Here is an 18,193-nt window from a genome sequence, read left to right as displayed (position 1 = left end):
TTGGGCCTGATTTAGGCCCGGAACGCGCCGATGTCCAAGGGGGAAGGGGATCAGAGTAGCTGGCGGTCCTCATAGAGCGCGGCGGCCCTGGAGCCCGCGACGATCTCCCGGATGCCGGCGACGTCCGCCTCGGAGAATTCCTTGCGCCATTTCAGCGCTTCGTCGCGCGAGACCCGGTTCACGCCGAAATAGCGGGAATCGCTGCTCGTCGTGCTCTCGCCCAGGAAGGCGGCAGTCTGCTCGGACCACGGGAGGCCTGCAAAGGCGAAGAGGTCTTTCGCCACGCTCACGGGATCGGCGCACAGATCCTCGTAAACGACGGTGCGGGCGTTTGGATTGCCCTCGATCTCGGCCATCGCCTTTTCGTTCTTGATGGCCCAGGCGACAGCCATCCTCTGGGGCTGGCTCATTTGAGAGACCCGTTCGCTCGTGAAGCCGAGCGCGCGCGCCTCGGCAAGGCCGCACAGGGCATCGAGATAGTTCCGGTCCGACATCAACCCGAGCTTCGCGCCGCGAATACGAGAGCCGATGTGCCCGCACGGGTGCCGAACGATGTGAATGAGGCGCATCTCCGGCATGGCATGGAGGAAGAGACCGGCACGGCCCATCGAGTTGACGGACTTGACCACCGGGACGGCCTGGGCCGTGCGGGCGAGGTCGGGGATGCGCAGGCCTCCGAGGCCCGGCAGACGGCCAGCCGCCTTGCAGGCCATGACGGCCCAGCGGTGCGGCACCTGAAGGAGCCCGGGCCGGTAGGATTTGGGAAAAACGGGCAGGCTGCCCGCCGACTTCAGATCGCGTTGGTGCGGCAGCGCGTGCAGATAGGCCGCGGCGCGTGCGGCGTGGGTGTCAAATTCTTCCCGTGCAGGAAGAAATGGCAGGAGAGGGTCGAGAAAACTTGCGTCCGGTTCGTGCCTGTAAAGCGTATCGGGGTGGCTGTCGAAAATCTTCGCCAGCCATGTGGTGCCGGAGCGGCCGCTACCGAGAACGAAAATCATGGCGCAAATGGAACCCCGTGCTGAGTGCGATCTGCGTTAATTCGGTCGCCTGCGGGCGGCGGAATCTCACAGTACGTGCAGGCGGAGGCTATCCAGGCAAATTGAAGAAATCATTTATTGCATGAATGAGGGTTTTTGTCTGCGCGCCATGCGCTTGCAGGTCTCCGGTACTGAAGCCATGGGGTGCGGTGCGATCGCGTTCAACTCGCAGCAAAAGCAAACCGGCCCGGGCGGAAGGCGCCGGGCCGGTCGGTGGTTCTCGGGAATGCAGGGCGGCGGCGGGGCGGACCCCACCGGCCGTCAGTGCTGGTAGCTGACCGTGGAGGCGTCGAGCGGGTAGTAGGTCCCGCCCGCATAGACCTGGGCTTCCATGACGCTGTTGCCGCCGAAGCTGTCGGCCGACGTGCGCGCGATGTCGATCTGCACGCCCGTCTGGGACGTGCCATTGACAGAAACCGCATCGTTGAAGCGCATGGTCATGCCACCGTCCCGCGAGCCGCCGTAGAACGATGCGTCGACGGGGGACAGGGTGCCGTCCTCGGCGATATGCACCGCGGCGCCGATGGTCTGCGGGTCGTACCGGCCGATGCCGTCGGGCCTCTGCTGGCTGTCGAAGATCGCGATGTGGCCGTTGTCGCCGCCGAGCGACACGACGGAGTTCAGGGTCAGGTCCGTGCCCGGAGCCTGGCCTTCAGCCATGCTCACGACGTCGACCACCTGTGCCGGAGACAGGGTGAGCACCACGTTTCCGGCCGCCGATCGCAGGTCGTCCGCGTTGTCGCCGGTGAAGGTGAACTGATTGTTACTCGGCACGCCTGTCCGCGTGGTAAGGCCGATACCGTCGCTGCCGCCCGCAGTGTTTCCGAGCGCGACCTGGAAGTCGGCGCCGCCGACCGGGGCGATGTCCGCGCCCGAACTGAAGTCATCGATCCCGCCCGTATTGAAGTCGGCGAAAGCCATGTTCCCTTCCTCCGTGTCAAGGCAACCCTGTGTAACGCAACCCGCCAGAGGGAGCCTTGCGGCGGGGGCATGGGATCCGGGCAGCGATGTCTTTGAGGAGACGTGGCTGGACGCTGACCGGATCGCATAAGCCCCGCGCCGGTCAGACATCCGTTTCGCACGAGTGTCCCTTTTTGTAACAATCAAATTAACCATGTGCAAGGGATTATTTACAGTCTGGCGGGCCGCATCCCGATGTGCGGAGGCCGTGGCGGGAGGGGCGGCCCCAAGCGCCCCGCGCAGGGCTGATGGCGCGCCCCAAGCGGCTTTACAGGGGACGGGGCCAGCGGAGTAGGATGTCGCCCGCGTCAATTTCACAAAAAAGACCGGAGTGCGTGCGATGCCGCTCACCAACATGCAGGTCCGCGACCTGGAAAACGTGGTCCACCCCTATACGCCGCTGCACAAGATCCGCCAGACCGGCCCGATGATGCTGGACAGCGGCAAGGGCATCTTCGTGCGCGACGACCAGGGCAAGGAATATATCGAGGCCATGTCGGGCCTGTGGTGCACCGGCCTCGGCTGGGGCGACGAGGAACTGATCGAGGCGGGCATCGAGCAGCTGAGGAAGCTCGCCTACTACCACAATTTCGCGGGCAAGGGGACGGAGCCGCAGGTCGCGCTCGCCGAGAAGCTGAAGGAGGTCGCGCCGGTGCCGATCTCCAAGGTCTTCTTCACCTCGTCCGGGTCGGAGGCGAACGACACGCAGATCAAGCTCGTCTGGTACTACAACAACGCCATCGGGCGGCCGAAGAAGAAGAAGATCATCAGCCGCATGAAGGCCTATCACGGGGTCACGATCGCGTCGGCCTCGCTGACCGGGCTGCCCTACAACCACATCGACTGGGATCTGCCGCTCGACTTCGTGAAGCACACGACGTGCCCGCACTTCTACCGCTTCGGGGAGCCGGGCGAGACGGAGGAGGACTTCGTCGCCCGCCTGGTCCGCGATCTCGAAGAACTGATCGCGCGCGAAGGCCCGGACACGGTCGCGGCCTTCATCGCCGAGCCGATCATGGGCGCAGGGGGTGTGCTGGTGCCGCCGGAGACATATTTCCCGGCAATCCAGCAGGTGCTCGACCGCCACGACATCCTGCTGATCGACGACGAGGTCATCAACGGCTTCTGCCGCACCGGCAACTGGTGGGGCGCGCAGACCATGAACATGAAGCCGCACACGATCTCGTCGGCCAAGCAGCTGACCTCGGCCTATGCGCCGCTGGGCGCTGTGATGATTCCCGACTTCATGTACGAGGCGATGGAGCAGGCGTCGGCGAAGATCGGCCTGTTCGGCCACGGCTTCACCTATGGCGGGCACCCGCTGGGCGCGGCCATCGGGGCGAAGACGCTGGAGATCTACCAGAAGCGCAACATCCTGGATCATGTGCGCGGCGTGACGCCCACCTTCCTGAAGCGGCTCCACGCGCTCGCCGACCATCCGCTGGTGGGCGAGGCGCGCGGGCGCGGACTGCTCGGCGCGGCGGAACTGGTCGCCGACAAGACGACGCGGCGGCCGTTCGACCCGAAGGCGGGCGTCGGCGCGCAGTGCGCGAAGTTCATGGAGAAGCACGGCCTGATCGTGCGCGCGATCGGGGAGTCCATCGCGCTCTGCCCGCCGATGATCATCACCGAGGACGAGGTCGGCGAGCTGTTCGACCGCTATGAGCGCGCGCTCGACGAGACCGAGGCGTGGGTGAACAAGGAAGGCCTGCGCGCGGCGGCGGCGTAACCCGCAGGCAAAACGGACGCATCGGGAGCGGGCGGGGGCTTGGCAGGCCACCCGCCCGTTTCGCATGGAGGAGAGGCGGGCAGCGTCAGACGTGCTGGCCGCCGTTGATGTGCAGCTCCGCCCCGTTCACATAGGAGCTTTCGGCGGTGCAGAGATAGTAGATGGCGCGCGCCACCTCCTCCGGCTTGCCGAGGCGGCGCAAGGGGATCTCGTCCACCAGCTTCTCGGTGCCGGGGGAGAGAATCGCCGTCTCGATTTCGCCCGGCGCGATGGCGTTGACGCGCACGCCGTGCGGCCCGAAATCGTGCGCCATCTCGCGCGTGAGCGCCGCCAGCGCGGCCTTCGACGTCGCATAGGCCGTGCCCGCGAAGGGATGGACGCGCACGCCCGCGATGGACGTCACGTTGACGATGGAGCCCTTCGCGGCCTCAAGCTCCGCCAGCAGGCCGCGGGCGAGCGTCACGGGCGCGAAGAAATTGACCTGGAAGACGGCAGCCCACGTCTCCATCGGCGTGGTGATCGTGTTGAGACGCGCGCCGCCGTCGCCCTTGGGGCTGATCGCGGCATTGTTGACGAGCGCGTCGAGCCGCCCGCCCTTCAGCCGCGAGCGCATCTCGCCCACGGCGTCGGCAAGGTTGCGCGGATCGGAGAGGTCGACCTGGATGTGATCCTCCGGCCCCGCCTCCCACGGGCAATCCTCGGGAAAGGCATGGCGCGAACAGGTGATGACCCGCCAGCCAGCCGAGGAGAAGCGCTTGACGGTTGCGTGGCCGATGCCGCGCGAGGCACCGGTCAGAATCATCGTCCGCTGGGGTTGGTTGCTGCTCATCGGGGCTCACCTGTGCCTGTTTGGGATTGTTGGGGGCCGAAATCCGGCGGATTCTCTGCTTTTGACACCGATGCGCACAAAACTGTTTCACAACGGCACGAACTGGGTTAATCTGATCGTACGCAGTCTTGCGTTGCTTGAGGAGACAGACAATGGCTCACGTGAACGGTCACTATGCCGGTGGGTCAGGTGTGGGAACGGGTTTCCAGCCTGGCGTCGGCGGCAACGATTTCAACAATGCATACGCCCTGGCCCAGAATGCCGCAGCGAACGGGTCCACCGTCGTCATCATGACGCCGGGCAATGGCCTCGGCGGTGCGGGCGGCTTCGGGGCTGCCGGGATTGGCGGACCGGCGACGGTCGGCCAGGCCCACATGCTGGGCATGCAGGGCGGGTTCGGGGCGGCGGGCGCCACCTCGGAATGTTGCGGGCCTGCCCCCGCGACGGCGGCGGCGACGTCCGAATGCTGCGGTCCGTCGAGCGGCGCCGGCGGCCACAGCCACGGTGCGGGCGGCCACGGCGGCGGCGCCCACATGCTGGGCGGCAGCGGTGCGGGCGGCGGCGCGCACGGTGCCGGCGGGCATGGCGGCGGCGGCCACAGCCACGGTGCGGGCGGCCACGGCGGCGGCGCGCATGGTGCGGGTGGCCACGGCGGCGGCGGGCATGGCGGCGCCAACCACGGCACCCACGTCGGCGAGAACGAGTTCGGCGCGATGGGCATGCCGCTGGGTGCCAACCAGGCGTTCGACGCGGCCGCCGCGATGGACAACGGCTACCAGCTCTCCATGGGCGGGCTCGACTTCCTGGCGCAGAAGTACCTCGGCATGTCCGGGCAGGAGGCGATGGGCCTGATCCAAAGCGGTGCCCTGGGTTCGGGCGAAGGCGCCGAGGAAGTGGGTCTGCAAGGGCAGATCACCGGCCTCGAAGCCGGGATCGCCATGGCGATGGACCCGCGGCTTGCGAGCGGCGACGAGGCACTCGTCGACGAGGCGAGCGCCGAGTGGTACGCCGCCGCCAACGACCCGGCGGCCCGTGCGCAGCTGGCGGCCAAGCTGGGCGTGGACCAGGACGACCTCGCGGCCATCATGGGGTCGCTGGGCAACAACCACTCCGCCGCGCACAATCTGGACGATCAGGGCGAGGGCAACAATCCCTTCACCTGGCGTCACTTCGGCAACATGCGTCTGGATGGCGTCAACGCCTTCCACGCCGGTCAGGACAACCGGCAGGATCAGAACGGTGTGCACAACGGTCTGGCCGCACTGGCCGGCTACCTGGGCATCGCCGCCTGATACAGGTCTTGCGTTTCGCACTCGAGATGGGGGAGGCCCGGCACTGCCGGGCCTTTTCCTTTTCCGGGGGGCGTGGCGAGGGCGAGGGTGCGCGGACCGGCCGGAGGTGGGGCCCCGTCGCGGACAACTGACGGGCGCGTCCGCAGCGAGGTGCGCGCAAGCCCCCAGACAGGCAAGTCAGACAGGCAAGTCAGACAGGCAAGTCAAACCGGCAGGCGGGGCGGGGCGTCGGGGTCGGGCGCGCTTTCGGAGCCCGCGGGGTCCTGGTGGATGAAGATGTCGGCGTCGGGGAACGCCTCCTGCAGCATCTCCTCCACCTCGTCGCTGATCCGGTGGGCGCGCGCCAGCGTCATGTGCGGATCGAGTTCCAGGTGGAACTGGATGAAGCTGTAGGTGCCGGACGACCGGGTGCGCAGGTCGTGGATCTCCTCCACCTCCCGGTGCGAGGTCGCGATCTGGCGGATGCGGGCGCGGTCTTCCTCCGGAAACTCCTTGTCCATCAACTGGTCGAGGGATTGCCGCACGATGGACCACGCGCTGTTGGCGATGTAGCCCGCGATCATCAGCGCGATGATCGGGTCGGCGATGGGCATGTCGAAGACGCCTGCCAGCACGAGCGCGAGGATCACGCCCGCGTTCATCAGCAGGTCGCCCTTGTAGTGGAGCGAATCCGCCGCGATCGCCACGGATTTCGTCACGCGGACCACGTGGCGCTGGAACAGGACGAGGCCGAGCGTCACCGCAATCGACACGACGATCACCACGATGCCGAGCGTCGATTGCGTCACCGGCACGGGCGCGAAGAGCCGTCCGCCCGCCTCGAACACCAGAAAGAGGGCCGAGCCGAAGATCAGCGCCGCCTGGCCGAGGCCCGCCAGCGGCTCCGCCTTGCCATGGCCGAACCGGTGTTCGTGGTCCGCGGGCTCCAGCGCGTGGCGCACCGCCACGAGGTTCACGATCGACGCCGCCGCGTCGAGCACGCTGTCGATCAGCGAGGACAGCATGGCGAGCGAGCCCGTCGCGATCCACGCCCCCAGCTTGATGAGTATGAGGAAACACGCGCTCGCCACCGAGGCATAGGTGGCAAGCCGCATCAGCCGCTCCCGCCGCTTGCGGTTGGCCGGGCCGGTGCGGGCGTCGGCCGCGTCAATTTCCGTCATGCTGCTCATCGTCCGTTGATTTGGGCACGGTCGCCGGGAAAGGCAAGAAAATCCAAGACTTGCAAAGGCTTCGCAATCGCGCTGCGTCCAGCCGGCCGGCCCGGGGCCTCACGGATAGAGGCGCACGGCGGTCCAGGGCGACGCGGCGTCCGGCCGGCGGAATACGAGACGGTCGTGCAGGCGGAACGCGCCGTTCTTCCAGAACTCGATCCGGGTCGGCACCACGCGGAACCCGGACCAGAAGGGCGGGCGCGGGATCTCGCCCACGGCATAGCGCGCGGCGGTCTTCGCCACCTCCGCCTGCAGGGCAAAGCGGCTTTCGAGCGGGCGCGACTGCTTCGACGCCCAGGCCCCGATCCGGCTGCCGCGGTCGCGGCTGGCGTAGTAGGCGTCGGCTTCCTCCGCACTCACCGGCACGACGGGCCCCTGCACGCGGACCTGGCGCAGCAGGCTCTTCCAGTGGAAGCAGAGCGCGGCCTTCGGCGTGGCGGCCAGTTCCTCTCCCTTCTCGCTGTCGAGGTTGGTGTAGAAGACGAAGCCCGCCGGGCTCGCCTCCTTCAGCAGCACCATGCGCACGTTCGGCATGCCGCCGGGCCCGACGGTCGCGAGCGACATGGCGTTGGGGTCGGCAGGTTCGGCGGAGCGCGCCTCCTCGAACCACTCCTCGAACAGGCGGAAGGGGTCGTCGCCCTCGATCGGCGGCGCCTCGTTCAGCGCGGGATCGTGCTGGCGCGGGTCGGCCTTGGGGATCTTCATGGCGCGGGCCCTCCTTACCTGTTCGGCCACAGGGACCGAGATATACCGGGCAGGCGTCCGATGCCAGTGCGCGCGGCCGCCAAGAGAGCGCGCGTCATAATTCCGCCCTCAAGGAACGGAATCTGGTCCCCGGAACGTTGTTATAGTCGGAAGGACCGATTCGCGCCGGCGCAAGAAGGTGTTTGACGCGCGCGGATCGGGACGGGGCGGGCCTTCGGGCTCTCGTGCTTAGGGAAGGATGACAGACCCATGATGCTGAAACCGGTGATTGTCGTCGCGGCGCTGGGCCTTGCGGTCGCGGGCTGCGAAACGGGCGCGGGGCCGAAGGAAACCGCGGGCGTGCTTCTGGGGGCCGCAGGCGGTGCGCTGGCCGGTCAGGCGATCGGCGGCGGCTCGGGCCGGATCGTGTCCACCGCGGTCGGCACGATCGCGGGCGCCTATCTCGGCCAGCAGATCGGCCGCTCGCTCGACGAGCAGGACCGCCTGCTCGCGCGGCGCACGACCTACGACGCGCTGGAGAGCGGCCGCTCCTACGAGCCGGTAAGCTGGCGCAACCCGGACTCGGGCCACTCCGGCGAGGTGACGCCCGGACCGTCCTACAAGTCGGCGCAAGGCTACGACTGCCGCGAGTACACGCAGACGGTCTATATCGATGGCCGGCGCGAAACCGCGAAGGGCACCGCCTGCCGCGAGCCGGACGGCACCTGGCGCGTCGTGAACAACTGAGGCCCGCGCGCAGCCGGAGTACGATCCGGCCGCCGCAGGCAGGAGAACAAGGGGGGCGGCTGCCGCGCAGGCGGGGCCGCCCCTTGCGCATCAAATCTCCCGGAGGTTGTTTTCTGGAGGCTGTGGCACGCTTCTTGCGGGTAATTTACCCATGTGGAGCGCAAGCCAATCTTTACGGCCCTCTGGCAAAGTCGACCGGCGCGGCGGTGCGCGCGCGCAGTGCGGAACGGTAGGCATGGTGCAGTCGAGGTCAAATTTGCGGACGCAGGCGCGGATGCGTGCAGCCCTTGCGGCGGGCGCGGCGCTGGGCGTGCTCGTGCTCGCCCTGCAAGCCCCGGCGCATGCGCAGCAAGCCACTTCCATCCGCGAGCAGGCGGTGCAGGGAAGCCCGCTGGAACTGCTGACGCCGGCGGAGCGGGCGGAACGCTTCGCCCGCGGCGTCGACGCCTACGAGCTTGGCGAATACCGCAAGGCCTACGACATCTGGCTGCCCTTCGCGCGGGCGGGCGACCCGACGGCGCAGCACAATCTCGGGCTGATGTGGCTCTTGGGCAAGGGCGTGACGCAGGACCCCGAACAGGCGGCGCTCTGGTTCGCGCAAGGGGCGGAGAACGGGTCGGCGTCGGCTGCGACGCAGCTTGGCCTGCTGCATGTCCGCGGCCTCGGCGTGGACAAGGATTACGACCGCGCGGCGGTCCTGCTCGACCAGGGTGCGCGGGGCGGAGATTCGCTCGGCCGCTACAATCTCGCGCTGATGTACGAGAACGGGCTCGGCGTGCAGCAGGACATGGCCCGCGCGCTCGACTGGTACCGGCTCGCGGCCCGCGACGGACATCCGCAGGCCCGCGCGCGTCTTGCCTATCTCGCGGCGGCGGAGGCGCTCGACGGCAGGACGCAGGCCGGGCGCCTGCCGCCCCCCGACCCGCAGATCGCCGCGCTCGTGCAGGCGCTCGAGGAACGGGCGCGGGCAGACGGTGCGTCGACCCGGACCGAGGAGGCGCCCCAGGGCGATCCGCTGATCGCCCGGCTGGCGGCGCGCCTGCAGGGCGAGGAGGCCGCACCCGCGACCGGACAGCCGGGCGCACCGGCCGCAGCGCCCGTCCCCACCGCGCCGTCCCCTGCGGCACGGGAGAGGGTCCCACCCGAGACGGGCGCCCCGAAGGGCGATCCGCGCATCGCGGCGCTGGCCGGGAGGATCGCCGAGAGCGCCCGCGGTCCCGCCGAAACCATGCAGAGCGTGCCCGTGATCGGCCGCCTGGAGCCGCCAGAGGAACTGCCCCGCCAACTGGCCGTTCCTCTGCCGCAGCCCAAGCCCGACACCCGCGAGCGCGCGCCGGTAGAACTGACCGCGCGCACGGGAACGGGCCCGCTGGTGGCCGCCGACGGCGCGCCCGCGAGCGCAAGCGCACAGGTCGCGATCACCCCGCCCGAGGCGCGCGTGCCCGCGGGCGGCGTGCGGACAGCCTCGTCCGGAGGCCCCTCACCGGCGGCAGTGCCGGGTGAACGGGCGCTTGCCGCAGCCCTCGACACGACGCCGCCCGCCATCGCGGCGCAGCCCGCGTCCGCCGGGGCGCTGGTCCGTGCGACGGACTTCGCGGCCCGCGAAATGCGCGAAGTGCCGCCCGAAGGCCGCGCCGTCGCCGCGCGCACGGCAGGCGGAGCGGGCAGCGAGCGGGAAGCCGTGGCCGCCCCCGGCGCCGGGACGCCTGCGCTTGCCGGACCCGCGGCCCCGTCGGCGGAGGCAGCCGAAACGGGCCGCCCGACACCGACGCTTGCAACCGAGATCGCCCGTGCGCTGGCCGCCGCGACCGGCGCCGCGCCCGCCACCCGCGCCGAGGAGGTGGCCCGCGCCGAAGGCCCCGCCGCAGACCGCACACGGGTCATGGTTCCGCCCGCCGCCGAGGCGCGACCGGAGCCGCCAGAGATCGTGCGCGGTGCGCCGCGCGTCCTGCCGCTGGGAGAGGACCCGGGCGGCATGCGCGTCCTGCGGCTTCCGGGCGCCGAGGACCCCGGGGAGCGCGGCCTGCCGATCCCCGATACGATCCAGCCGGGCGAGACGGACGAGGGCTTTCTCACCTCCCGCTACGATGCCGATGCCATAATGGGCGTGGCACGGTCCGGAAACGTGGTCTTCGCCCTGCCGCGCGCAAAGCCCGATCCCGGCCCGCTGCCGAACGGCGCGGAGCCGCATGGCACGCGCGTGAGCGCGGCCGGTGCGCCGCTGCCGCTGTCCCCGCAGCAGGAATCGCGCGTGAGCCCGGCGCCGAAAGCCCCCGGCACGGCGGTGGCGGTGGTTCCGAAACCCGACCGGGGCGATGCCCTGGCGCTGGGCCGCGAGGCGGCGCTGCGGGCCTATCGCGGCGGCGACATCGGCCGGGCGGCGGAGCTTTGGGCGCGCATGGCACGCGCCGGGGATGCGGAATCGCAGTTCTGGCTCGGCCGCCTCTACAACCGCGGCGAGGGCGTGCCGCAGGACCGCGGCTTCGCCTATGCGCTGTGGATGGAGGCCGCAGGACAGGGCTATTCCCGCGCGGTAACCGCACTCGCCAACCTGCGTGCGCTGATGTCCGACGCGGAGATCCGCGCCGCCGAACAGCGCGGGATGCCGAAATAGGCCCGCCCGCGCGCGTTTGACCGCACCCCGGCATTGTGTAGGATGCCCGCCACCCGCGGAACGGGCACAATGGCCGCCTGAAGGCTGGCCTGATTCGCCATGCGGGAAGCCGGGAAAGCTTGGGGGACGGGAACGCGGATGAACCGGGATCTGATGAAGGGCAAGCGCGGCCTGATCATGGGCGTCGCCAACGACAAGTCGATCGCTTGGGGTATCGCGCAGTCGTGCGCGGCGGCAGGCGCGGAGATGGCCTTCACCTACCAGGGCGACGCGCTGAAGAAACGGGTGATCCCGCTGGCCGAACAGCTCGGCTCGACGCTGGTGCTGCCGTGCGACGTGACCGATGCGGCATCCGTCGACGCGGTGTTCGCCGAGCTCGAGAAGACGTGGGGGCGTCTGGACTTCCTCGTCCACGCGATCGCCTATTCCGACAAGGATCAGCTGCGCGGCCGCTACGTCGACACGACCTACGACAATTTCGCGATCACGATGAACGTCAGCTGCTATTCGTTCACGGCGGTGGCGCAGCGCGCCGAGAAGCTGATGACCGAGGGCGGCTCGATGGTCACGCTGACCTATTACGGCGCCGAAAAGGTCATGCCGCACTACAATGTGATGGGCGTCGCCAAGGCGGCGCTGGAGGCGAGCGTGCGCTACCTCGCCATGGACCTCGGCCCCAAGAACATCCGCGTCAACGCGATCTCGGCCGGGCCGATCCGGACGCTCGCGGCCTCGGGCATCGGGGACTTCCGCTATATCCTGAAGTGGAACGAGTACAATTCCCCCCTGCGCCGCTCGGTGACGCTGGAGGACGTGGGCAAGACGGGGATGTATTTGCTGTCCGACCTCGGCTCCGGCGTGACGGGCGAGGTGCAGCACGTCGACTGCGGCTATCACGTGGTCGGCATGAAGGCCGAGGACGCGCCCGACATCTCCGTCGTCAAGCCGGGCGCCTGAGGCGGCACTGGCGCGGCGGCCATTCTACACTCAGCCATGCGGATATGACGGTGGTCGGCGGCTGCCGCTGCCTCTAGGCTTTTTTGCGAAACGGCCGCCGGAAACCGGCGCGGCGAGACGAGGCGAGGAAGGAGAACCCGCATGACCAACCGTGTCTGCCGGCTGAAGAGCCGTCCGTTCGGAATGTCGACGCGCGAAAATTTCGAGATCGCCGACGAGCCCATGCCGACGCCCGGCCCCGGCGAGTTCCGGGTGAAGGTGCATGCGGTCTCGCTCGACCCCGCCATGCGCGGCTGGATGGCGGAGGGGCGCTCCTACGTGCAGCCGGTCGCGCTGGGCGACGTCATGCGCGCCTATGCCGCCGGGATCGTGGAGGAGAGCAACCACGAGGCCTTCCGGCCCGGCGACGCGGTCATGGGCCTGTTCGGCGTGCAGGAGCACGCGGTCAGCGACGGCACCTTCGTCCACAAGATCGACCCCGCCCAGGCGCCGATGGAGCGCTGGGTGGGCGGCCTCGGCATGCCGGGGTGGACCGCCTATTTCGGAACGATGGAGATCCTGCATCCGGAGGCCGGGCAGACGCTGGTCGTCTCGGCGGCGTCGGGCGCGGTCGGAAGCCTCGTCGGGCAGATCGGCAAGCTGCGCGGCGCAACCGTCATCGGAATCGCGGGGGGCGCGGAGAAGTGCCGCTACGTCACCGAGGAGCTGGGGTTCGACGCGGCCATCGACTACAAGGCGGAGGACGTGGAGAAACGGCTCGTCGAGCTGGCGCCCGATCGCGTGCACATGTATTTCGAGAACGTCGGCGGCAAGATCGGCAACGCGGTCATGCACCGGATGGCGACGTTCGGGCGGGTCGCGGTGTGCGGGCTGATCTCCTCCTACAACGAGACGGATCCGGCCAAGGTCGGCTACGACGCGGGCGCGCAACGCTCCATCCTCGTCAACCGGCTGAAGATCCAGGGCTTCATCGTGTTCGACTTCGCCAAGCAGATGCGCGAGGCAATCGGCCACCTCGGCAAGTGGCACGCCGAGGGCAAGCTGAAGATGCGCGAGGACGTGCGCGAGGGCGGCGTGGACGCCTTCCCCGAGGCGCTGAACATGCTCTACACGGGCGAGAACTTCGGCAAGCTGGTGCTGAAACTCTGAGAGGCTTTGACGGGCGGCGGGCCGCGGCCTAAAACCCCAAGGTCATGACACACAACACCTTCGGCCATCTGTTCCGCATGACGACCTGGGGCGAGAGCCACGGGCCCGCGCTCGGCTGCGTCGTCGACGGATGCCCGCCCGGCATCGCGCTGACGGAAGACGACATCCAGCCCTGGCTCGACCGGCGCAGGCCGGGCCAGTCGCGCTACACCACGCAGCGGCGGGAGCCGGACCGGGTGCGGATCCTCTCGGGTACCTACGAGGGGGTGACGACGGGCACGCCGGTCTCGCTGATGATCGAGAACACGGACCAGCGCTCGAAGGACTATGGCGACATCGCCGACAAGTTCCGCCCGGGCCACGCGGACTACACCTATTGGGCGAAGTACGGCCTGCGCGACCCGCGCGGCGGCGGACGGTCGAGCGCGCGGGAAACCGCGGCCCGCGTCGCGGCGGGGGCGGTCGCGCGCAAGGTGATCGCGGCGGCGGGGATGGAGGTGCGCGGCGCGATGGTCCAGATGGGCGCGCGCGGCATCGACCCCGAACGCTGGGACTGGGCGCAGGTGGCGGAAAATCCGTTCTTCTGCCCGGACGGCGAAACGGCGGAGGCGTGGGCCCACGACCTCGACCGCATCCGCAAGGCCGGATCGTCGGTCGGCGCGGTGATCGAGGTGCGGGCGATGGGCGTGCCGGCAGGTCTGGGCGCGCCGGTCTACGGCAAGCTCGACAGCGACCTGGCCGCGGCCCTCATGTCCATCAACGCGGTCAAGGGCGTGGAGATCGGGGCGGGCTTCGCCAGCGCCGCGCTGACGGGGGAGGAAAACGCCGACGAGATGCGCAAGGGCGCGGACGGCGCGCCCGAATTCCTGGCGAACCACGCGGGCGGCATCCTGGGCGGCATCTCGACGGGGCAGGAGGTGGTGGCGCGCTTCGCGGTGAAGCCGACGTCGAGCATCCTGACGCCGCGCCGCACGCTCGACCGCTTCGGGCAGGAGACGGAGATCGTCACGAAAGGCCGCCACGACCCGTGCGTCGGCATCCGCGCCGTGCCGGTAGGGGAGGCGATGCTCGCGCTGGTCCTCGCCGACCATCTGCTCCGCCACCGCGCCCTGGGGCAGGGCGACGGCGGGAGAGGGTGGGATTAGAGTTTAGCGAAGTGCAGATTTCCGGATAAACTCGACGTCGTTCGTGGTGTCGAGGTGTATATGTCCGGGAAAAAGCGCGCGTCCTTCGGAATTGGAGGCGCAGCCAACATTTTCTTCCATTGCTTTTGGGCCGCCGCGCTCGGCTACCTTTATTGGATTGCGTGGCAGGGCGGCTATTTCGACAGGGCTGCCCGCGCCGACGCCGAAGGTGTCGATGCGCTTTGCGAGCTTAGCGGAGACGCGATCTCCGTCGCGTCGCAGTTGGGACGACTTGATTTTGTTTCCATAAGCCTTACCATTCTTGGCGTTACATTGGCAGTCGGTGCGCTTATCGGATTCGTCACAGTCCGGCGTGACGCCTTGGAGGCGGCGCGCGAAGCTGCGCAGGAATGCGCAGATGTGGTAGCTAGAGAAGTCGCTCCGCCCGCCGCGCGAGGGGCTGCAGAGGCGTGGCTGGAGAAGAACGGACGGCCTGTGCGGTCGGAGGGGGCCGAAAGTCCCATCGGCATAGAGGCCGAGAATCAAGAACTCGATTCCCTGGACAAGAACGATGACCGCTGATTTCAAAGGGGAAATGGGAAAGCTCGCCGCCTTCTTCAGCACGGAGGAGGCGCGGGATGTCGTTGGGCTGATCCGGGCGCTCGGCATCGACTACGAGGAAGCGACGATGCCCGCGGGGGATTCGGGCAAGATCATCCGCAGCGGGCCCGGCGAATACCGCATCGTCGTGAACCGGAACGAGGGGCCGCAGCGCAAGCGCTTCACGGCGGCGCACGAACTCGGCCACTATCTGCTGCACCGTCACAAGCTGGGCGTGGGGGAACACCTCGACCGCCTGTTCGACGAGGCGCGCAACAGGAACGAGGCGAACCCGCTCGACTACAAGGACGAGGTGCAGGCGAACCGCTTCGCCGCCGACGTCCTGATGCCGCGCAAGGTGATCGAAAAATACGCTGCCCCAAACGGCAGCAATTACGCGGAACTGGCCCAGCGCTTCGACGTCTCAAGGCAGGCGATGAAATACCGGCTGATCAATCTGGGCCTGCGGCAACCCGACCCGGCGGGGTGATGGGGCGATGGCCCTCGCCGACCATCTGCTCCGCCACCGCGCCCTGGGGCAGGGCGACGGCGGGCGAGGGTGGGATTAGGGGGGGGGCATCTACTAACTAATTGATAATTATATAAAGTTTGGACCATCTATCTCCATGGTCTTGACGGAATAGCGGATTCTGCTACATTGTGTATTGGGTGGTCATGCGCCGGAATCAGCCAGAGCGTTCGAAAGTTCGCAGGCACGTTCGTGCAATCATGGCCCGGGGGGCCACCTGCCTTACCTCAAAAGATTTATGCTGCAAATTTGATCTTCACTAAGGTCAATTCCCTGAAAATTGGGGAATAATTTAAATCCGTAGCTCAAAAAATTTCCGTTCTTGCTATAAATGTTTCTCTTTAGGATCGCCAAGTATTGGCTTTCCACGTTCCCGAACGTATCAGGCTCCAGTGCGCATGAAAATGCACTGGCGCCGCAATCTGCAAGCTGAAGGCCTGCGACACGCGAGTGATCCTCAGCCTTTATCGATTCAATATCAATAACTGGCCAATGTATCGAGTTTTGAGGGCTTTGCTTAAGTATTTCAAGGTATTTTTTGAAATCTTCGTAAGACATTCCTCCCCGCCTGGAAAAAACAATTTTTACACGGCCATCTCCTTCGCGAACTGTAGGGCGCATGTCTCTACAAAACCAAGAAATTCGCTCAATCACATAACGAGTCATGTAAAAATATAGAGCATTCTTCGTATTGTAGGTGCCTTCTGGTATCGATGGTTTGTGTGATATGGCTGCAATATATCTCAAAGGTAGGCTTTGTATTTTTTGGCACGCAAAACGCTTTTGCGCGTGATTGAAGTCTGCAAAGTGAATGTCTCTTCCTTTTGAGCGCTTGCCCGAGCCTTCTTTGATTTCGTCACGCCATTGTACGGTTTCGACATCGTTTGTGGCCCTTATTAAGCAGGCGCAAATTGTTAGGAAAGTGGATGCGCCGCCTGCGACACCAGGCCTCCGAAAATTCCGCAGGCCATCGTCCCCCGACTCATCAATGAAGGCAATAAAACTGTGCATGAAGCTACGATAAACTGTGACAAGTGTGGCTGCAACTAGTCTAGTGGTGCTTGCGTCCACATATTCGCCTTTCAAGTCCCAAACACCCCGACGACCTCCACATGGGCGGACCAGACGAACTGGTCGATGGGTGTGACTCGGGTGAGGGTGTAGCCGGCGTCGAGCAGGATGCGCGCGTCGCGCGCGAACGTCGCGGGGTTGCAGGACACCGACACGATCCGGGGGATCAGGCCGGTCGCGCGGGCGGCGGCAAGCTCGCGAAACTGCGCCTCGGCCCCCGCGCGCGGCGGGTCGATGACGACGGCGGCCGTCTCCAGATGCGAGGCGCCCGCGTGCGGACCGCCGGACAGCAGGCCCGCGCCCGTGGCGGCAGAGGCGCCCCCCGATACGCTCCCGGATTCCGGCCCATAGACGCCACCGGAGGCATCCTGGCCCGCGCCTTTGGGCACCCCCCTGGGCACTTGAGCGGATAGCGGCCTGCCGAGGGTCGCGCCCGCCAACTCCTCCACCCGCAAGGGGCTGCGAAACAGGTCGCGGCGGGCGAAACTCAACCGCTTGGCGGCGGCACTCGCGCCCCCACGCTCCCGATCCAGCGCGCGGATGCCGCCTTCGAACGCGGCCAGCGCATCCGCATCGCCCTCCACCCCATGCACAGGCGCAATCGCGGCCAGCGGAAAGGCGAAGGTGCCGACGCCGCAAAACAGGTCGAGGATGCGGTCCGGCGGCGGGTCCATCCCCTCCAACCCCGCCAGAACCGCGGCGATCAGGGCGGCCTCTCCCTCCGCACTCGCCTGCGCGAAGACGCGCGGCGGCACGGGCACGGGCGCACCGCCCACGCGCAACACGGGCGGACGGCGCAGCGCCACCACCTCCCGGTCCAGCGTCAGACGGGCGAGGTCGTGCGCGCCCGCGAACTCCGCCAGGTCCATCAGCAGGGCGGCGTCGGGCGCGCGGCCGCCCGCAAGCTCCAGATCCACGCCCGCCCCGGTCAGGAGGAGATGGGCGCGCATCTCCGACTTCGGCTTGAGGAGACGCGGGGCGAGCGCCTTCAGCGGCGCGATCAGGGCCGACAGCGCCGGGTGCAGCACGGGGCAGGCGTCGAGATCGACCACCGCGTTCGTGCCGCGCGCCTGAAAGCCAACGGCGGCGGTGTTCCTCTCCCGCGGCCTGAGCGTCAAGGCCGCGCGCCGCCGGGTGCCGGGGGGCGTGGCGACGGTCGCGTCCACCACGGCCTCGATCCCGTGGGCGGCAAGCGCGCCGAGGACCGCCTGCCGCTTGAAATCGGCCTGCGCGGGGGCGGAGAGATGCTGCACGCTGCACCCGCCGCAGGTGCCGAACGCGGGGCAGGGGGCGGGGACGCGGTCGGGGCCTTCCTCCAGCACCTCCAGCACCTCGGCACGGGCGCCGGCGACGCGCGCGCGCACCAGATCGCCCGGCGCGGTCAGGGGGACGTGGACCGCGCCCCCCTCCAGATGCGCGACGCCGTCGCCGAGGTGGCCGAGGCCCACGATCCGCAAGGTCTCGACACGCGAGGGCGCGGGCGCGGAGGCCGCGGGCTTGCGGGGGCGGGCGGGGCGGCGGGGACGGCTCATGCGGGGCTTTCGTGCGGTTCGCGTTGGGGTCATGCTCATGGCGCAAGGCCGCGGGCAGGGATTCGCCGCCGTGCGCATCCGGGGGCGCGTCTCATCCGTATAGCAGACGCCAGCAAGGGGGGGATATT

General features: G+C 68.1%; 16 protein-coding genes. 9 read left to right on the top strand and 7 right to left on the bottom strand.

Features of this window, described 5'->3' with window-relative positions; all coding sequences use genetic code 11:
- Positions 1-50: 50 nt before the first annotated feature.
- Both NJQ99_RS13700 and NJQ99_RS13695 read right to left on the bottom strand, forming a co-directional pair.
- Positions 51-998 (bottom strand): sulfotransferase family protein, encoded by a 948-nt coding sequence (locus NJQ99_RS13700; RefSeq protein WP_269333433.1) that lies wholly within the window; start codon positions 996-998, stop codon positions 51-53.
- A gap of 300 nt (positions 999-1,298) precedes the next feature.
- Complete coding sequence (locus NJQ99_RS13695) at positions 1,299-1,958, bottom strand: hypothetical protein (protein WP_269333432.1); 660 nt, start codon at positions 1,956-1,958, stop codon at positions 1,299-1,301.
- A gap of 379 nt (positions 1,959-2,337) precedes the next feature.
- On the opposite strand from NJQ99_RS13695, the gene NJQ99_RS13690 reads away from it, so the two are divergent.
- Positions 2,338-3,726, top strand: a complete 1,389-nt coding sequence (locus NJQ99_RS13690) for an aminotransferase (protein WP_269333431.1) — start codon at positions 2,338-2,340, stop codon at positions 3,724-3,726.
- 85 nt (positions 3,727-3,811) lie between these two features.
- Here NJQ99_RS13690 and NJQ99_RS13685 read toward each other — a convergent pair whose 3' ends face one another.
- Positions 3,812-4,555: an SDR family NAD(P)-dependent oxidoreductase gene (locus NJQ99_RS13685; protein ID WP_269333430.1), complete on the bottom strand. Its 744-nt coding sequence runs from the start codon at positions 4,553-4,555 to the stop codon at positions 3,812-3,814.
- Positions 4,556-4,707: 152 nt separating this feature from the next.
- On the opposite strand from NJQ99_RS13685, the gene NJQ99_RS13680 reads away from it, so the two are divergent.
- A complete protein-coding gene (locus tag NJQ99_RS13680; RefSeq protein WP_269333429.1) occupies positions 4,708-5,847 on the top strand; it encodes a hypothetical protein in 1,140 nt (379 codons plus the stop codon).
- Between the two features lie 203 nt (positions 5,848-6,050).
- Here NJQ99_RS13680 and NJQ99_RS13675 read toward each other — a convergent pair whose 3' ends face one another.
- Positions 6,051-7,007: a cation diffusion facilitator family transporter gene (locus tag NJQ99_RS13675; RefSeq protein WP_269333428.1), complete on the bottom strand. Its 957-nt coding sequence runs from the start codon at positions 7,005-7,007 to the stop codon at positions 6,051-6,053.
- Between the two features lie 108 nt (positions 7,008-7,115).
- Positions 7,116-7,763: a pyridoxamine 5'-phosphate oxidase gene (gene pdxH / locus NJQ99_RS13670; RefSeq protein WP_269333427.1), complete on the bottom strand. Its 648-nt coding sequence runs from the start codon at positions 7,761-7,763 to the stop codon at positions 7,116-7,118.
- Between the two features lie 249 nt (positions 7,764-8,012).
- On the opposite strand from pdxH, the gene NJQ99_RS13665 reads away from it, so the two are divergent.
- The 7 genes from NJQ99_RS13665 to NJQ99_RS13635 all read left to right on the top strand — a co-directional run bounded on the left by NJQ99_RS13665 (position 8,013) and on the right by NJQ99_RS13635 (position 15,423).
- A complete protein-coding gene (locus tag NJQ99_RS13665) occupies positions 8,013-8,489 on the top strand; it encodes an RT0821/Lpp0805 family surface protein (protein WP_269333426.1) in 477 nt (158 codons plus the stop codon).
- Positions 8,490-8,763: 274 nt separating this feature from the next.
- On the top strand, positions 8,764-11,103 hold the full coding sequence (locus NJQ99_RS13660) for a hypothetical protein (RefSeq protein WP_269333425.1): 2,340 nt from the start codon (positions 8,764-8,766) through the stop codon (positions 11,101-11,103).
- Between the two features lie 138 nt (positions 11,104-11,241).
- Positions 11,242-12,060 carry an enoyl-ACP reductase FabI gene (fabI, locus tag NJQ99_RS13655; protein WP_269333424.1) on the top strand — a complete coding sequence of 273 codons (819 nt, stop codon included), beginning with the start codon at positions 11,242-11,244 and terminating at the stop codon, positions 12,058-12,060.
- Between the two features lie 141 nt (positions 12,061-12,201).
- The gene (locus NJQ99_RS13650; RefSeq protein ID WP_269333423.1) at positions 12,202-13,209 is read left to right on the top strand and encodes an NADP-dependent oxidoreductase; all 1,008 of its coding nucleotides are present in this window, start codon (positions 12,202-12,204) and stop codon (positions 13,207-13,209) included.
- A gap of 44 nt (positions 13,210-13,253) precedes the next feature.
- Positions 13,254-14,354, top strand: a complete 1,101-nt coding sequence (gene aroC / locus NJQ99_RS13645; protein WP_269333422.1) for a chorismate synthase — start codon at positions 13,254-13,256, stop codon at positions 14,352-14,354.
- A 60-nt stretch (positions 14,355-14,414) separates the two neighbouring features.
- Complete coding sequence (locus tag NJQ99_RS13640) at positions 14,415-14,915, top strand: hypothetical protein (protein ID WP_269333421.1); 501 nt, start codon at positions 14,415-14,417, stop codon at positions 14,913-14,915.
- Positions 14,905-15,423, top strand: coding sequence for an ImmA/IrrE family metallo-endopeptidase (locus NJQ99_RS13635; protein WP_269333420.1), 519 nt, complete (start codon positions 14,905-14,907; stop codon positions 15,421-15,423). The genes NJQ99_RS13640 and NJQ99_RS13635 overlap by 11 nt, the downstream gene beginning before the upstream one ends.
- A 261-nt stretch (positions 15,424-15,684) precedes the next feature.
- On the opposite strand, the gene NJQ99_RS13630 is transcribed toward NJQ99_RS13635, so the two are convergent.
- A complete protein-coding gene (locus NJQ99_RS13630; protein WP_269333419.1) occupies positions 15,685-16,548 on the bottom strand; it encodes a DUF3800 domain-containing protein in 864 nt (287 codons plus the stop codon).
- Complete coding sequence (locus NJQ99_RS13625) at positions 16,545-18,065, bottom strand: class I SAM-dependent RNA methyltransferase (RefSeq protein ID WP_269333418.1); 1,521 nt, start codon at positions 18,063-18,065, stop codon at positions 16,545-16,547. Before NJQ99_RS13625 ends, NJQ99_RS13630 begins: the two co-directional genes overlap by 4 nt.
- Between the last annotated feature and the right edge of the window lie 128 nt (positions 18,066-18,193).

The sequence above is a fragment of the Futiania mangrovi genome (genome assembly GCF_024158125.1).
Classification (GTDB): Bacteria; Pseudomonadota; Alphaproteobacteria; order Futianiales; family Futianiaceae; genus Futiania; species Futiania mangrovi.
This window is presented reverse-complemented; position numbering and strand designations above follow the sequence as displayed.

Coding starts and splice junctions, on each gene's coding strand:
- NJQ99_RS13700 (WP_269333433.1), bottom strand. CDS start 998: ATGATTTTCGTTCTCGGTAGCGGCCGCTCCGGCACCACATGGCTGGCG.
- NJQ99_RS13695 (WP_269333432.1), bottom strand. CDS start 1,958: ATGGCTTTCGCCGACTTCAATACGGGCGGGATCGATGACTTCAGTTCG.
- NJQ99_RS13690 (WP_269333431.1), top strand. CDS start 2,338: ATGCCGCTCACCAACATGCAGGTCCGCGACCTGGAAAACGTGGTCCAC.
- NJQ99_RS13685 (WP_269333430.1), bottom strand. CDS start 4,555: ATGAGCAGCAACCAACCCCAGCGGACGATGATTCTGACCGGTGCCTCG.
- NJQ99_RS13680 (WP_269333429.1), top strand. CDS start 4,708: ATGGCTCACGTGAACGGTCACTATGCCGGTGGGTCAGGTGTGGGAACG.
- NJQ99_RS13675 (WP_269333428.1), bottom strand. CDS start 7,007: ATGACGGAAATTGACGCGGCCGACGCCCGCACCGGCCCGGCCAACCGC.
- pdxH (WP_269333427.1), bottom strand. CDS start 7,763: ATGAAGATCCCCAAGGCCGACCCGCGCCAGCACGATCCCGCGCTGAAC.
- NJQ99_RS13665 (WP_269333426.1), top strand. CDS start 8,013: ATGATGCTGAAACCGGTGATTGTCGTCGCGGCGCTGGGCCTTGCGGTC.
- NJQ99_RS13660 (WP_269333425.1), top strand. CDS start 8,764: ATGCGTGCAGCCCTTGCGGCGGGCGCGGCGCTGGGCGTGCTCGTGCTC.
- fabI (WP_269333424.1), top strand. CDS start 11,242: ATGAACCGGGATCTGATGAAGGGCAAGCGCGGCCTGATCATGGGCGTC.
- NJQ99_RS13650 (WP_269333423.1), top strand. CDS start 12,202: ATGACCAACCGTGTCTGCCGGCTGAAGAGCCGTCCGTTCGGAATGTCG.
- aroC (WP_269333422.1), top strand. CDS start 13,254: ATGACACACAACACCTTCGGCCATCTGTTCCGCATGACGACCTGGGGC.
- NJQ99_RS13640 (WP_269333421.1), top strand. CDS start 14,415: ATGTCCGGGAAAAAGCGCGCGTCCTTCGGAATTGGAGGCGCAGCCAAC.
- NJQ99_RS13635 (WP_269333420.1), top strand. CDS start 14,905: ATGACCGCTGATTTCAAAGGGGAAATGGGAAAGCTCGCCGCCTTCTTC.
- NJQ99_RS13625 (WP_269333418.1), bottom strand. CDS start 18,065: ATGAGCCGTCCCCGCCGCCCCGCCCGCCCCCGCAAGCCCGCGGCCTCC.